The organism is Pseudomonas sp. FP2300 (genome assembly GCF_030687595.1).
In the GTDB taxonomy this organism is placed as follows: domain Bacteria; phylum Pseudomonadota; class Gammaproteobacteria; order Pseudomonadales; family Pseudomonadaceae; genus Aquipseudomonas; species Aquipseudomonas bijieensis.
In genome coordinates, this window is record NZ_CP117440.1 from 6,008,644 (window position 1) to 6,023,377 (window position 14,734).

13 protein-coding genes are annotated in these 14,734 nt (G+C 62.9%); 6 read left to right on the plus strand and 7 right to left on the minus strand.

What is annotated here, in order from left to right; all coding sequences use genetic code 11:
- Positions 1 to 97: 97 nt before the first annotated feature.
- The 3 genes from PSH86_RS26735 to PSH86_RS26745 are packed head-to-tail and all read right to left on the minus strand — an operon-like array spanning position 98 to position 1,777.
- Entirely contained in the window at positions 98 to 688 is a 591-nt protein-coding gene (locus tag PSH86_RS26735) for an LON peptidase substrate-binding domain-containing protein (RefSeq protein WP_014340384.1), read from the minus strand.
- A gap of 10 nt (positions 689 to 698) precedes the next feature.
- Entirely contained in the window at positions 699 to 1,415 is a 717-nt protein-coding gene (locus PSH86_RS26740; protein ID WP_092444060.1) for an LrgB family protein, read from the minus strand.
- Positions 1,412 to 1,777, minus strand: a complete 366-nt coding sequence (locus PSH86_RS26745) for a CidA/LrgA family protein (RefSeq protein ID WP_305486058.1) — start codon at positions 1,775 to 1,777, stop codon at positions 1,412 to 1,414. Before PSH86_RS26745 ends, PSH86_RS26740 begins: the two co-directional genes overlap by 4 nt.
- Before the next feature lie 348 nt (positions 1,778 to 2,125).
- On the opposite strand from PSH86_RS26745, the gene PSH86_RS26750 reads away from it, so the two are divergent.
- The 3 genes from PSH86_RS26750 to PSH86_RS26760 all read left to right on the plus strand — a co-directional run bounded on the left by PSH86_RS26750 (position 2,126) and on the right by PSH86_RS26760 (position 5,071).
- Positions 2,126 to 2,581: a MaoC family dehydratase gene (locus PSH86_RS26750; RefSeq protein WP_053125683.1), complete on the plus strand. Its 456-nt coding sequence runs from the start codon at positions 2,126 to 2,128 to the stop codon at positions 2,579 to 2,581.
- Between the two features lie 102 nt (positions 2,582 to 2,683).
- A complete protein-coding gene (locus PSH86_RS26755) occupies positions 2,684 to 4,402 on the plus strand; it encodes a C13 family peptidase (RefSeq protein ID WP_305486061.1) in 1,719 nt (572 codons plus the stop codon).
- 27 nt (positions 4,403 to 4,429) lie between these two features.
- On the plus strand, positions 4,430 to 5,071 hold the full coding sequence (locus PSH86_RS26760) for an oxidoreductase (RefSeq protein ID WP_305486064.1): 642 nt from the start codon (positions 4,430 to 4,432) through the stop codon (positions 5,069 to 5,071).
- A gap of 155 nt (positions 5,072 to 5,226) precedes the next feature.
- Here the strand turns inward: PSH86_RS26760 and PSH86_RS26765 are convergent, their stop codons facing one another.
- The 4 genes from PSH86_RS26765 to PSH86_RS26780 all read right to left on the minus strand — a co-directional run bounded on the left by PSH86_RS26765 (position 5,227) and on the right by PSH86_RS26780 (position 9,656).
- Positions 5,227 to 5,511, minus strand: a complete 285-nt coding sequence (locus PSH86_RS26765) for a YceK/YidQ family lipoprotein (protein WP_217860409.1) — start codon at positions 5,509 to 5,511, stop codon at positions 5,227 to 5,229.
- Positions 5,504 to 6,151: a flavin prenyltransferase UbiX gene (ubiX, locus tag PSH86_RS26770; RefSeq protein WP_109756301.1), complete on the minus strand. Its 648-nt coding sequence runs from the start codon at positions 6,149 to 6,151 to the stop codon at positions 5,504 to 5,506. The genes PSH86_RS26765 and ubiX overlap by 8 nt, the downstream gene beginning before the upstream one ends.
- Entirely contained in the window at positions 6,148 to 7,497 is a 1,350-nt protein-coding gene (gene mpl / locus PSH86_RS26775; RefSeq protein ID WP_163856493.1) for a UDP-N-acetylmuramate:L-alanyl-gamma-D-glutamyl-meso-diaminopimelate ligase, read from the minus strand. The genes ubiX and mpl overlap by 4 nt, the downstream gene beginning before the upstream one ends.
- A gap of 254 nt (positions 7,498 to 7,751) precedes the next feature.
- On the minus strand, positions 7,752 to 9,656 hold the full coding sequence (locus PSH86_RS26780) for a sigma-54-dependent Fis family transcriptional regulator (protein WP_163856491.1): 1,905 nt from the start codon (positions 9,654 to 9,656) through the stop codon (positions 7,752 to 7,754).
- 330 nt (positions 9,657 to 9,986) lie between these two features.
- Between PSH86_RS26780 and PSH86_RS26785 the strand changes: the two genes are divergently transcribed.
- The 3 genes from PSH86_RS26785 (at position 9,987) to PSH86_RS26795 (ending at position 14,724) form a co-directional block, all read left to right on the plus strand.
- Complete coding sequence (locus tag PSH86_RS26785) at positions 9,987 to 11,507, plus strand: aldehyde dehydrogenase family protein (protein ID WP_025569726.1); 1,521 nt, start codon at positions 9,987 to 9,989, stop codon at positions 11,505 to 11,507.
- Between the two features lie 259 nt (positions 11,508 to 11,766).
- Complete coding sequence (eat, locus tag PSH86_RS26790) at positions 11,767 to 13,137, plus strand: ethanolamine permease (protein WP_232201656.1); 1,371 nt, start codon at positions 11,767 to 11,769, stop codon at positions 13,135 to 13,137.
- Positions 13,138 to 13,329: 192 nt separating this feature from the next.
- Positions 13,330 to 14,724, plus strand: coding sequence for an ethanolamine ammonia-lyase subunit EutB (locus tag PSH86_RS26795; RefSeq protein WP_109756305.1), 1,395 nt, complete (start codon positions 13,330 to 13,332; stop codon positions 14,722 to 14,724).
- Positions 14,725 to 14,734: the final 10 nt, after the last annotated feature.

Here is a 14,734-nt window from a genome sequence, read left to right on the forward strand (position 1 = left end):
CGGTGCGTCAGTCGACATCAAGCATGCTGACCCGGCGCCATCGCGAGCAGGCTCGCTCCCACAAGGGTTCTGAGTCCTTCCGGTGAATGCGCGTGTTTCAGGCGAAGAGCTCGCCCTGCAATTCATCGAGCAACGCCTGGATCGCATCCAGCCGCTGCTGGGGATCATCGAGTTGCAACAGGTCGATCTTGTCCAGTTCATTGAACGGCAGCAGGTAGGCCAGCTGATTGGCCAGCGATTGCTGGCCGGTCGCTTCGGTGCCCATGTTCAAGGCCTCGACCATCGGGTGCTCGGCCAGGGCCTTGAGCAGCGCCACCAGGTCGGCGTCTTCCTCTTGCAGCGGTTGCTCCGGCTCTTCCTCCAGCCACTCGACTTCAGCGACCGTCAGTTGATCCGCCTGGACACTGCTGCCATGGACGATAAAGCGCCGCCCACCCTGCACGCGAATGCCCAGCAGACCATTGTCCTGCTGGGAAAAATCGGTGATGCGCGCTTCACAACCGACCCGCGCATAGCCTTCAGGCGCGATGCCGACTTCCTCGCCATCGAGGATGCACACCACCCCGAAGCCTTCGCCCTTTTTCATGCAACGCCCGATCATGTCGAGGTAGCGCGCCTCGAAAATCTGCAAGTCGAGGATGCAACCGGGGAACAGCACAGTGTTCAACGGGAAAAGCGGCAAGCTCATAACCAGATCCTTAAACGGTCATCGACACCACCAACGGCAATAGCACCGCCGTGGCCACGCCCATCAGACTCATCGCCAGCGCCGCGAAGGCACCCGACTCCTCGCTTTCCTGCAACGCCACCGACGTGCCCACCGCATGGGCCGCCAGCCCCAGGGCCATGCCCCGGGCTTCAGGGCTATGGACACCCAACCGGGTCAGAATGCTCGGGCCGAGGATCGCCCCGAGCACACCGGTGATCAACACGAACACCGCCGCCATGGCCGCCACGCCGCCGATCTGCTCGGCCACCAGCATGGCGATCGGCGACGTCACCGACTTGGGCGCCATGGTCATCAGGATCATGTGCTCGGCCCCAAAGGCCCAGCCCAGCAACACCGCGGAGCCCGTGGCAAACACCCCGGCTATCACCAGCGTAGTAAAAATCGGCCAGAACAACTGCCGGATCCGTCGCAGGTTCAAATACAGCGGCACCGCCAGGGCGACCGTGGCCGGGCCCAGCAGAATGCTGAGGATCTCGGTGCTCTTGCGGTACTCGGCATAGCCGATGCCGCAGCCGACCAGCACGCCGATCAACAGCACCATCGACATCAGCACCGGTTGCAGGAACACCCAGCGGGTCTTCTCGAACGCCGCCAGCACCAGTTGATAGGCGCCCAGGGTAATGCCGATGCCGAACAGCGGATGGTGGATCACCGAGGTCCAGGCGCCCTGCCAGTCGAGCATCATTGGCGGTCCTCCGGGGCGGCGACGTGACGGCGGGCCAGGCGCTGCATCAGCACCCCCGTCAGCGCCACGGACAGCACCAGGGACAACGTCAACGCGCCAACGATGGCCCAGAAATCGGCGGCAATCGCCCCGGCGTAAACCATCACCCCCACCGCAGGCGGCACCAGCAGCAAGGGCAAGTAACGCAGCAGGCTGCTGGCGGCCAGGTTCAGCGGTTCGCTGACTTCACCGCGTACCACCAGATAGCCCAGCAGCAACAGCAGGCCAATGATCGGCCCCGGCAGCACCGGCAAGAACAAATGATTGATCGCAGTGCCCAGCAATTGAAACAGCACCAGCCAGGTCAGGCCCCGTAACAACATCCGCTCTTTCCCCCGCAACAGACCCAATGAACGCGCCAATTCGGTTCACGACGTGATGGTGTGGCGAGGGAGCTTGCTCCCGCTGGGCTGCGCAGCGGCCCATTTTATGAGCGCTTCGCACTCAAGCGGGAGCAAGCTCCCTCGCCACGAAATCAAACGCACACGTTAAGTGAACGCAATTGCAAAGAATGCGCCGGCATTATAAGCATGCCCGCGCTATGGTTCGGCATTCGTAAAAAGCATGGTCGATGACCTTCCCGGCGCGCCATGTTGATCTACAGTGGTTCTCCGGGGACACCAATCCCCGTTCCAGAAAAAGCAAAACCGATGAACCCAAGGAGAGTCTCAATGCCTTACGTCCCCGTTGCAGCGCTCAAAGATTATGTCGGCAAGGAACTTGGACGTTCCGAATGGCTCACGATCGATCAGGACCGCATCAACCTGTTCGCCGAAGCCACTGGCGACTTTCAGTTCATCCACGTCGATCCGGTCAAGGCCGCGCAGACCCCGTTCGGCAGCACCATCGCCCACGGTTTCCTGTCGCTGTCGCTGATGCCCAAGCTGATGGAAGACATCCTGATCCTGCCCGAGGGCGTGAAGATGGTTGTCAACTACGGGCTGGACAGCGTGCGCTTCATCCAACCGGTGAAAGTCGATTCCAAGGTCCGGCTCAAGGTCGACCTGGTGGACGCCACCGAGAAAAAACCCGGCCAATGGCTGCTCAAGGCCACCGCCACCCTGGAAATCGAAGGCTCGGAAAAACCGGCCTACATCGCCGAGCCGCTGTCGCTCTGCTTCGTGTAAACCTGCGCGGTCGCGAAACCGCTCAGGCAGTTTCGCATCGCTTCTCTGTATCCAAGGGGCATAGCTGCGGCATACTCGTGGCCTGATGACCTGGATCCCGTTATGCGCTTACTCGTCCCACTGACCCTGACCCTGTTGCTCACCGCCTGTGGCGACGGCGAATCGCCGCTGCCTCCCGACGCGCGCCTGCCCGACGGCGGCCGCTATCGCGGCGACCTGGTGGACGGGCTGCTGCAAGGCCAGGGGCGCATCGACTACCCCAACGGCAGTTGGTATGCCGGGCAGTTCGACAAGGGCCAGTGGCACGGCACCGGGGAATGGCATGGCAGCAATGGCGAGGTCTATCGCGGCCAGTTCCACCAAGGCCTGTTCCACGGCCAGGGCAGCCTGACCACACCGACCAGCAGCTACACCGGCGGCTTCAAGCTGGGGCGCCGGGAGGGTGAAGGGACGCTCAAGGAAAACGGCATGACCTACCGGGGCGAGTTCAAGGCCGACCGCTATTCCGGCCTCGGACGCCTGGAACTCGACGACGGCAGCCAGTACCAGGGCCCGTTCGTCAACGGCAAGCCCAACGGTGAAGGCCAGCGCTTCGACGCCAGCGGCAACCAGTTCACCGGGCACTTCGTCGATGGGCAACTGCAGGGCAAGGGCACCTTCAACAGCGCCGAGGGCGATGTCTACATCGGCGGTTTCAGGAACAACCAACTCAACGGTCGCGGTCGCTACGAAAATGCCGACGGTGATGTCTGGATCGGCCAGTTCAAGGATGGCGCGCTGACCGGCAAGGGCGAACTGATCGGCGCCGACGGCAGCCACTATCTCGGTCATTTCAAGGATTGGCGCTTTACCGGCGAGGGCCGCTTGAACCTGCCCGACGGCAGCTTCTACATCGGCCAGTTCGAAAACGACAGTTACCACGGCCGTGGCACCCTGGCGTTGACCGACGGCACGGTACAAAGCGGCACCTGGGCCAACGGCCAACGGGTGCGCGACGCGGACGGCAGGCTGTTGCCGGATGTGCTCGAACTCGGTCTGCTGGCCCAGGGCCGGCTGCTGGAGGAAGCCCTGGCCAATATCCCGGCCTCGACCCCGGCGGTGGAGCTGTACAGCCTGACCGTGGGCGGCGATGGCAAGCAAAGCGTGTTCCTGCGCGAATCCGACTATGTCGCCAACATGCTCGCCAGCCGTTTCGGCGCGTTCGGCCAGATCCGCCTGGTGAACCATCGTGACCACCTCGGCGACCGGCCCATGGCCAGCCGCGAAAGCCTGCGCCGCGCCGCCGCCACGCTGGCCGAGCGCAGCGGCCCGGAAGACCTGATTTTCATCTACCTGACCAGCCATGGCACCAGCGAGCATGAACTGGTGCTCGACCAACCGCGCATGGAACTGGCCGACCTGCCCGCCGATGAACTGGCCGTGGTCCTGGCGCCGCTGAAGAACCGCGACAAGATCGTGGTGATCTCGGCCTGTTATTCCGGCGGTTTCATCCCGGCACTCAAGGATGAACGCACCCTGATCATGACCGCGTCCCGGGCCGACCGTGTGTCCTTCGGCTGCTCCGAGGAAGCCAACTTCACCTACTTCGGCGATGCGCTGTTTGCCCAGGCGCTGAACCAGACCGATGACCTGGAGCAGGCCTTCAAACGGGCCAAGGCCACCGTCGCCGAACGGGAGCAGGCGGACAATTTCGAAGCCTCCGAACCGCAGATGTGGGCGCCCCGGACGGTCCTTTCCCACTGGCAACTGCTGCGCAAACAGCAGGCCCGTAAAGCATTGCAAAGTGCTGCATTGAACGACGGAGCCATAAAGAGCAACTAAGCTGAATCGTATCAAGGGGGAAACACCATGTACTTGACGCCTCAGCATGTTTTGCTCGCCGGTGCTACCGGACTGACCGGGGAACATCTACTGGACCGGCTGCTCAACGAGCCGACCATCTCCCGGGTCCTGGCCCCCACGCGCCGGCCGCTGGCCGAGCATCCACGCCTGGAAAATCCGGTCGGGGAACCGGCCCAGGTGCTGCCACAACTCAGCGGCCAGGTCGACATCGCCTTTTGCTGCCTGGGCACGACCATCAAGAAAGCCGGCTCCGAACAAGCCTTTCGCGCGGTGGACCTGGACCTGGTGGTGGCGTTTGCCAAACGCGCCCGGGAACTCGGGGCACGACACTTGATCGTGATCAGCGCCTTGGGGGCCGACCCGAAGTCATCGATTTTCTATAACCGGGTCAAAGGCGAAATGGAAGCCGCGCTCAAGGCCCAGGACTGGCCGCAACTGACCATCTGCCGCCCTTCCCTGCTGCTGGGCGACCGCGTCGAACCGCGCCTGGCCGAACAACTGGCCGGGCCGTTGTCGAAGCTGATCCCGGGCAAATACCACGGCATCGAAGCCTGCCAACTGGCCCGCGCCATGTGGCGACTGGCGCTGGAAGAGCAGAATGGAGTGCGGGTTGTGGAGTCGGATGAGTTGCGTAAGCTCGGCAAATAGCCCATAGCCCTGTGGCGAGGGAGCTTGCTCCCGCTCGACTGCGCAGCAGTCGCCTGCAGTTTCAGAATGAAAGAAAGCTTGGGGCCGCTTCGCAGCCCAGCGGGAGCAAGCTCCCTCGCCACAGGTTCTGAGCAGATCAAGCACTGTGGTGCTTGTTACAACCCGCCTGTCGCCTGGAACCCTACGCCTAATGCCGTGAATAACGACAACGGCAACAACAAGGTATCCAACAACGCACTGCCCGGCAGATCCAAACCCGGGTAGCTCGGGGCTTCGGCGCCGAAGCGGTCCTTGGCGCAGCAGCCACCATTGAGAGCGTAGAGGTCCAGGCGCGTGCCCGCGTACACCACCGGCGCGCCAGGCTTGGCGGCGTCGAGGGTGCGGGCGGTGGCGCAGCCGGTCAGTTGCAGCGCCAGCAGCACCACCAGGAGCTTATTCATCGCTGCTCAAATGATGCTCGCCCCAGCGCGGCAGCATGTCCTGGGGGATGTTCAGCAGGTTGAGAATCCGCGCGACCACGAAATCGATCAGGTCGTCGATGGTCTGTGGCTGATGATAGAAACCCGGCGAGGCCGGCAGGATGGTCACGCCCATGTTCGACAGCTTGAGCATGTGCTCCAGATGAATGCTCGAATACGGCGCTTCCCGCGGCACCAGGATCAACTGGCGGCGCTCCTTGAGCGTGACGTCCGCGGCCCGTTCGATCAGGTTGTTGCAGGCCCCGGTGGCAATCGCCGACAGCGTTCCGGTGGAACACGGCACCACCACCATCGCCGCCGGAGCACCGGAGCCCGATGCAACGGGCGACATCCAGTCTTCCTTGCCATACACACGAATCTGCCCCGCCGCCGCACCGGTGTATTCGGTGAGGAAGGCCTGCATCATCTGGGTCTTGGCCGGCAGGGTCACGTCGGTTTCGGTGGCGATCACCAGTTGCGCGGCCTTGGAGATCAGGAAGTGCACCTCGCGGTCTTCACGCACCAGACAATCGAGCAGGCGCAAGCCGTACTGGGCGCCGGAGGCACCGGTCATCGCCAGCGTAATGCGGTCGGGGCCATTGCTCTCCAAGCGAGTGTTCATTTCAGCGCCTCGGCCAGTTTGCCGTGCAGGCCGCCGAAGCCGCCGTTGCTCATGATCACCACGTGGGTGCCGGGCTGAGCCTGGCTTTTCACGCGCTCGATGATGCCTTCCAGGGAATCGCTGACAATCGACGGCACCGTGCACAGCGCGGCGGTGGCGCCGAGGTCCCAGCCGAGGTTGGCCGGTGCGTACCAGATCACCTGGTCGGCATCGACCACGCTTTCCGGCAGGCCGTCGCGGTGGGCGCCGAGTTTCATGGAGTTGGAGCGTGGCTCGATGATCGCAATCAACGGTGCGTCACCGATGCGCTTGCGCAGCCCGTCGAGGGTGGTGGCGATGGCGGTCGGATGGTGGGCGAAGTCGTCATAGATGGTGATGCCGCGCACCTCGGCGACTTTCTCCATGCGCCGCTTCACGCTCTTGAACGCGCTCAACGCGGCAATGCCCATGGACGGCACCACGCCGACATGACGGGCCGCCGCGAGGGTCGCCAGGGCGTTGGCGACGTTGTGCTGGCCGGTCATGTCCCACTCGACCACGCCTTGGGACACACCTTCGAAGATCACTTCGAACTGCGAACCGTCGTCCTTGAGCAACTTCACCTGCCACTGCCCACCCGCGCCAGTGGTTTGCACCGGGGTCCAGCAGCCCATCTCGATCACCCGCTGCAACGCAGGCTCGGTGGTCGGATGGATGACCAGGCCTTCACTCGGGATAGTGCGGACCAGATGGTGGAACTGCCGCTCGATGGCTGGCAGATCGGGGAAGATGTCCGCATGATCGAACTCAAGGTTGTTGAGGATCGCCGTGCGTGGACGGTAGTGGACGAATTTCGAACGCTTGTCGAAAAACGCGCTGTCGTATTCGTCGGCCTCGATCACGAAGAACGGCGTGCCGCCCAGGCGCGCCGACACCGAGAAATTCTGCGGTACGCCGCCGATCAAAAAGCCCGGGCTCATGCCGGCGTGCTCCAAAACCCAGGCGAGCATGCTGCTGGTGGTGGTCTTGCCGTGGGTGCCGGCCACGGCCAGGACCCAACGGCCCTGCAACACGTGATCGGCCAGCCACTGCGGGCCCGACACGTAGGGCAGGCCTTTGTTGAGCACGTACTCCACCGCCGGGTTGCCACGGGACATGGCATTGCCGATGACCACCAGGTCTGGCGCCGGGTCCAGCTGCGCCGGGTCGTAGCCTTGGGTCAGCTCAATGCCCTGGGCCTCCAGCTGTGTGCTCATCGGCGGGTAGACGTTGGCGTCGGAACCGGTCACGTGATGACCCAGTTCCTTGGCCAAGACCGCCATCGAACCCATGAAAGTGCCGCAAATACCGAGAATATGGATGTGCATAGTCGACCTCGTAAAACATGGCCGCAGGTTAGCGTAGGGAGGGGGAAATCGCACCTTGTGTTTAAGCCACGATGCACAGGCGGGCTTCTGTGGGAGCAAGGCTTGCCCGCGATAGCGGTGGATCAGCTTGCAGTGATGTTGAATGTGCAGCCGCCTTCGCGAGCAAGCCCGCTCCCACAGTTGACCGAGTTCTTTCAGGAGGAATGCGGTCAGAATGTGGGAGCGGGCTTGCTCGCGAATGGCCGCGACACGGTTCAGCGGGCGATGGCGTGCTTGCGCAGCTTTCGGTAGAGGGTATTGCGGCTGATGCCCAGTTGTTCGGCGGTGTGGGTCATGTGCCAGCGCTGGCGCTCCAGCACATCGAGCAACGCCACACGCTCGGCATCTTCAAGCGGCCGTTCTGCCACGGTTTCAACCAGCGCCACCGGACGCTGGCGAATCATCGCCGGCAAATCCTCCAGACCAATCCGCCCGCCGTCGCATAACGCAGCAAGGGTGCGCAACACATTGCGCAGTTGCCGCACGTTGCCCGGCCAGTCGAAGCCCAGCAACGCCTGGCGCGCCGGTTCGTCGATGATCACCGTCTCGCCGCCGCTCTCCTCGGCCAGCAGGAAATCCAACAACTGCGATTTGTCACTGCGCTCGCGCAACGCCGGCAAGGGGATTTCCAACCCATTGAGGCGGTAATACAAATCCTCGCGGAAGCTGCCGTCCTGCACCCGATCCAGCAATTGCCGGTGGGTGGCGCTGATGATGCGCACGTTGACCGTCTCGGGCTCGCCGCCGATGGGCACCACCTGACGATCTTCCAGCACCCGCAGCAAACGGGTCTGCAAGGCCAGGGGCATGTCGCCGATTTCATCAAGGAACAACGTGCCGCCATCGGCCTGTTGCAGCTTGCCGCGCATACCTTCCTTGCGTGCGCCGGTGAAGCTGCCGCCGCGATAGCCGAACAACTCGCTCTCGATCAGGCTTTCCGGGATGGCCGCGCAGTTGAGGGCGACGAACTGTTTGCCGGCGCGCTGGCTGGCGTGGTGCACGGCCTTGGCGAAGGCTTCTTTGCCGGAGCCGGTTTCGCCGTGGATCAGCAGCGGCACATCGCGCTCGAACACCCGCAGCGCCTTGCGAAAATGCTCCTGCAACGCCGCATCCCCCAGGCAGATGCCCGGCAGCCGCGCAGGCTCGATGGCCTTAAGCAACGGAGCGATCGGCACCGGCACGCTGCGCGGCTGGCCACGCAGCACGGCGAACAAAGGCCGACCGTCACGGGTCCGCAACGGCCAGCTCGCACTGGCATTGACGCTCGCGCGGCCGAGCAACTCGTCCAGCGAACAATCGAAGAAGTCTTCCACCCGCTGGCCCAGCAAGCTGCCGCGAATATGCCCCAAGAGGTTGAGCGCGCTCTGGTTGACCGCGCTGATCCGCCCTTCGCCGTCGAACGCCAGCAACCCTTCGCTGAACAGCCCCACGGACTCGGCCTGCAGGTGAAAGCGCAGCAGCCATTGATTGTCGAAGCAACGCAGGAAATAGCAGCTCTCGATCATCTTCGCCGAGAGATTGACCAGGGCCATGGTGTGGAACTGGCTCTGGCGCGACACGTCCGGGCGGGCCGAGGACACGTCGAGCACCGCCAACAGTTCGCCCTGAGGGTCGAAGACCGGGCTGGCCGAGCAGGTCAGGCCGGTGTGGCGGCCACGGAAATGTTCTTCCTGGTGGATGGTCAGGGCCTGACGTTCTACCAGGCAGGTGCCAATACCGTTGGTGCCTTCGCAGGCTTCGCTCCAGTCAGCGCCGAGCCAGAGCCCGGCCCGTTCGAAAATCTTGCGTTCGCTGGGGGCGGTGACGCAATTGAGGATCACGCCCCGGGCATCGGTGAGCAGCACCGCGTGGCCGGCGCCGGAGAGTTGCTGATGGAGGCTGGTCATTTCGGTGCCGGCGATGTGCAGCACCTGTTGCAGGCGTTCGCGGCTTTCCAGCACCCGGCCATGTTCGAGCACCGTCGGCGCGAGGTTCTGGGCCGGGTCGAGGTGATAGTCCTCGAGGCAGCGCAGCCAGGAACGGGCAATCGACGGATCGCTGCCGGGGCCCTGCAGGTGGGCCTTGCCCTGGGTGACCGTCAGGACTTGTTGGGCATGGCGACTCAAGTGGTTGCTGTGCATTTCTTATTGTTCTCTGTGGTGAGGGGATTTATCCCCGTTGGGCTGCTTAGCAGCCCTCCCGCCAACTCGCGTCAGCATCCTCCAGCCCAACAACCTTTGCAATGCTGGCGCGACCTGTCAGTCACAGACTGTCTCGCCGATGGCACAAACTGTCACACCGGCTGTATCGCAATCGTCACGCACGGCATCCGTTTGTCCGGCGAACTCCTCCTAAAGTCTTGATTTACGGGCCTTGCAAGGCAATGGCCCAACCTTTGCTCTAGGCTTAATTACCGGCGCTCAATTTTGCGCGGCCTCCCGTATAAGCACAAAAGCCAAGGAGAACTCATCATGCGTTACGCTCACCCCGGTACTGAAGGCGCTATCGTTTCGTTCAAGAGCAAATACGGTAACTACATCGGCGGCGAGTTCGTCGCGCCTGTCAAAGGTCAGTACTTCACCAATACTTCCCCGGTCAATGGCCAGCCCATTGCCGAATTCCCGCGCTCCACGGCCGAAGACATCGACAAAGCCCTGGACGCCGCCCACGCCGCCGCGGATGCCTGGGGCGCCACGTCGGCCCAGGCCCGTTCGCTGATCCTGCTGAAAATCGCCGACCGCATCGAAGCCAACCTCGAAGTGCTGGCGATCACTGAATCCTGGGACAACGGCAAAGCCGTGCGCGAAACCCTCAACGCCGACATCCCCCTGGCCGCCGACCACTTCCGCTACTTCGCCGGGTGCCTGCGGGCCCAGGAAGGCAGCGCCGCCGAGATCGACGGCAACACCGTGGCCTATCACATCCATGAACCACTAGGCGTGGTCGGGCAGATCATCCCGTGGAACTTCCCGCTGCTGATGGCCGCCTGGAAACTCGCCCCGGCCCTGGCCGCCGGTAACTGCGTGGTGCTCAAGCCCGCCGAGCAAACCCCGCTGGGCATCTGCGTGCTCATGGAACTGATCGGCGACCTGCTGCCACCCGGCGTGTTGAACGTGGTGCAAGGCTTCGGTAAAGAAGCCGGTGAAGCCCTGGCGACCAGCAAGCGCATCGCCAAGATCGCCTTTACCGGTTCCACCCCGGTCGGCTCGCACATCATGAAATGCGCCGCCGAGAACATCATCCCGTCCACCGTGGAACTGGGCGGCAAGTCGCCGAACATCTTCTTCGAAGACATCATGCAGGCCGAGCCGAGCTTCATCGAAAAAGCCGCCGAAGGCCTGGTGCTGGCGTTCTTCAACCAGGGCGAAGTCTGCACCTGCCCATCCCGCGCCCTGGTGCAAGAATCGATCTACGACGAGTTCATGAAAGTGGTGATGAACAAAGTCCTGCAGATCAAACGCGGCGACCCGCTGGACACCGACACCATGGTCGGCGCCCAGGCGTCCGAGCAGCAATTCGACAAGATTCTTTCGTACCTGGAAATCGCCAAGGGCGAAGGCGCCGAGCTGCTGACCGGCGGCAAGGTGGAAAAACTCGAAGGCAACCTGGCCAGCGGTTATTACATCCAGCCGACCCTGCTCAAGGGCACCAACAAAATGCGCGTGTTCCAGGAAGAAATCTTCGGCCCAGTGGTGAGCATCACCACCTTCAAGGACGAAGCCGAAGCCCTGGCCATCGCCAACGACACCGAGTTCGGCCTCGGCGCCGGCCTGTGGACCCGCGACATCAACCGCGCCTACCGCATGGGCCGGGCGATCAAGGCCGGTCGCGTCTGGACCAACTGCTACCACCTCTACCCGGCCCACGCCGCGTTCGGTGGCTACAAGAAGTCCGGCGTGGGTCGTGAGACGCACAAGATGATGCTCGATCACTATCAGCAGACCAAAAACCTGCTGGTGAGCTACGACATCAATCCGTTGGGGTTCTTCTAAGCCTTTGGGGCGACGCAGGTGGTTCTGTTTCGCCCTTTAGATAGCTATCGCGAGCAGGCTCGCTCCCACAGGGACTGTGGGTGACCCTTTTTCTGTGGGTTGGCCCAAACCCCCTGTGGGAGCGAGCCTGCTCGCGATGGCGCCCTCACTGACAACATCAAATTGCCGTCCCACCGCTCTGGCATGAGCCTTGCGTGCCCGCTCCACAACAAACCCGAAAGTCCAACAGATCAAACAATAAAAAAGACAGAGAGGACTTATGACTTCTACCACTCAACTCAAACCCACACTCGGCACCCTGCATTTATGGGGTATCGCCGTCGGCCTGGTGATTTCAGGCGAATACTTCGGCTGGAGTTACGGCTGGGGCACCGCTGGGACCCTGGGGTTCCTGGTCACCGCCCTCATGGTGGCGTTGATGTATACCTGCTTCATCTTCAGTTTCACCGAATTGACCACCGCGATTCCCCACGCTGGCGGGCCGTTTGCCTACAGCCGACGGGCCTTTGGTGAGAAAGGCGGGTTGATCGCCGGGATCGCCACGCTGATCGAATTTGTCTTCGCGCCCCCGGCCATCGCCATGGCGATTGGCGCCTACCTCAACGTGCAATTCCCGGAATTGGACCCCAAGCTCGCCGCGGTTGGCGCGTACATCGTGTTCATGACCCTGAACATCCTCGGCGTCAGCATCGCCGCCGCCTTCGAGCTGGTGGTCACCGTGCTGGCGGTCGCCGAATTGCTGGTGTTCATGGGCGTGGTCGCGCCGGGCTTCAGCTTCAGCAACTTCGTGCTCAACGGCTGGGCCGGCTCCAATGAATTCAGCCTCGCCTCGATCCCGGGCATTTTCGCGGCGATCCCTTTCGCGATCTGGTTCTTCCTCGCCATCGAAGGCGCGGCCATGGCCGCCGAAGAAGCCAAGGACCCGAAACGCACGATTCCCCGAGCTTACGTCAGCGGCATCCTGACCCTGGTGTTCCTGGCCATTGGCGTGATGATCATGGCCGGCGGCGTCGGTGACTGGCGCACCCTGTCAAACATCAACGACCCGCTGCCCCAAGCGATGAAGGCCGTGGTCGGCAACAATTCCACGTGGATGCACATGCTGGTGTGGATCGGCCTGTTCGGCCTGGTGGCGAGTTTCCACGGGATCATCCTCGGTTACTCGCGGCAGTTCTTCGCCCTGGCCCGGGCCGGCTACCTACCCCGTGGCCTGGCGAAACTCTCGCGCTTCCAGACCCCGCACCGGGCGATCCTGGCCGGCGGCGTGATCGGCATCGCGGCGATCTACAGCGATGGCCTGGTCAACCTGCAAGGCATGACCCTGACCGCAGCGATGATCACCATGTCGGTGTTCGGCGCCATTGTGATGTACATCATCAGCATGCTCAGCCTGTTCAGATTGCGTAAGACCGAACCGAACCTGGAACGCACCTTCCGTGCCCCGGGCTACCCGATCGTACCGGGCATCGCGCTGTTCCTGGCGGTGGTGTGCCTGGTGGCGATGGCGTGGTTCAACATGCTGATCGGCCTGGTGTTCCTGGCGTTCATGGTTGTCGGCTACCTGTATTTCCAACTGACCGCCAAGCAACGCTCCGATGCACCGGCGGACGCTATGCTCACAGGTATCTGAAAGTTGCACCGGTGCCGGGCTGAGGGTCCGGTGCCTGCCTTATAGAAGTGCACGCAGTTTCCTCCCTGTGTGGGAGAGCCCTGTTTTAGGGTTAGCCCTGTGTGGGGAAACTCTGTGGGAGCAGGGCTACTCCACAGGGGTTGGGTCTGCGCTGTAGTTGAATTATTTAGAGACTCAGGAGGACACCGCCCCATGGCCGCATTCGCCCATTCCGTCGGCGCCCAGACCTATCGCTTCGACAGTCTCAAAGAGCTGATGGCCAAGGCCAGCCCGGCGCGTTCCGGGGATTTTTTGGCCGAAGTCGCGGCGCTCAACGATGGTGAGCGGGTAGCCGCGCAAATGGCCCTGGCTGACCTGCCCCTCAGTCATTTCCTGCAAGAAATGCTGATTCCTTACGAGGCCGACGAAGTCACCCGGCTGATCGTCGACACTCACGACAAACAGGCCTTCGCCGTCGTCAGCCACCTCACCGTCGGCGGCTTTCGCGATTGGCTGCTCAGCGATGCCGCCGACGAACAAAGCCTGCGGGCGCTGGCCCCGGGGCTGACGCCGGAAATGGTCGCCGCCGTGTCGAAGATCATGCGCGTGCAGGATCTGGTGCTGGTGGCGCAGAAAATCCGCGTGGTCACCAAGTTCCGCGGTACCCTCGGCCTGCGCGGGCGCCTGTCCACGCGCCTGCAACCCAACCACCCCACCGACGAACCGGCGGGGATCGCCGCGAGCATTCTCGATGGCCTGCTCTACGGCAACGGCGACGCCATGATCGGCATCAACCCGGCCACCGACAGCACCGCGTCGATCTGCGCGATGCTGGAAATGCTCGACGCCATCATCCAGCGCTACGACATCCCCACCCAAGGCTGCGTGCTGACCCACGTCACCACCTCCATCGAAGCGGCCAACCGAGGCGTGCCCCTGGACCTGGTGTTCCAGTCCATCGCCGGCACCGAAGCGGCCAACGCCAGTTTCGGCATCAACCTCAACGTGCTGAAGGAAGGCTACGACGCCGGGCTCAGCCTGAATCGCGGCACCTTGGGCAACAACCTGATGTACTTCGAAACCGGCCAGGGCAGCGCGCTGTCGGCCAACGCCCACCACGGCGTCGATCAACAGACCTGCGAAACCCGAGCCTACGCCGTGGCACGCCATTTCAAGCCGTTTTTGGTGAACACGGTTGTAGGTTTCATCGGCCCGGAATACCTGTACAACGGCAAACAGATCATCCGCGCCGGCCTCGAAGACCACTTCTGCGGCAAGCTCTTGGGCGTGCCGATGGGCTGCGACATCTGCTACACCAACCACGCCGAAGCCGACCAGGACGACATGGACACCCTGCTGACCCTGCTCGGCGTGGCCGGGATCAACTTCATCATGGGCATCCCCGGCTCCGACGACATCATGCTCAACTACCAGACCACCTCGTTCCACGACGCCCTCTACGCCCGCCAGACCCTGGGCCTCAAGCCTGCGCCGGAATTCGAAACCTGGCTGGCGAACATGGGCATCTTCACCCAGGCCGATGGCCGGGTGCGGTTCGGCGACAACCTGCCACCGGCGTTCCGTCACGCCCTGGCGCATTTGGGATAAGTGAGCTGCC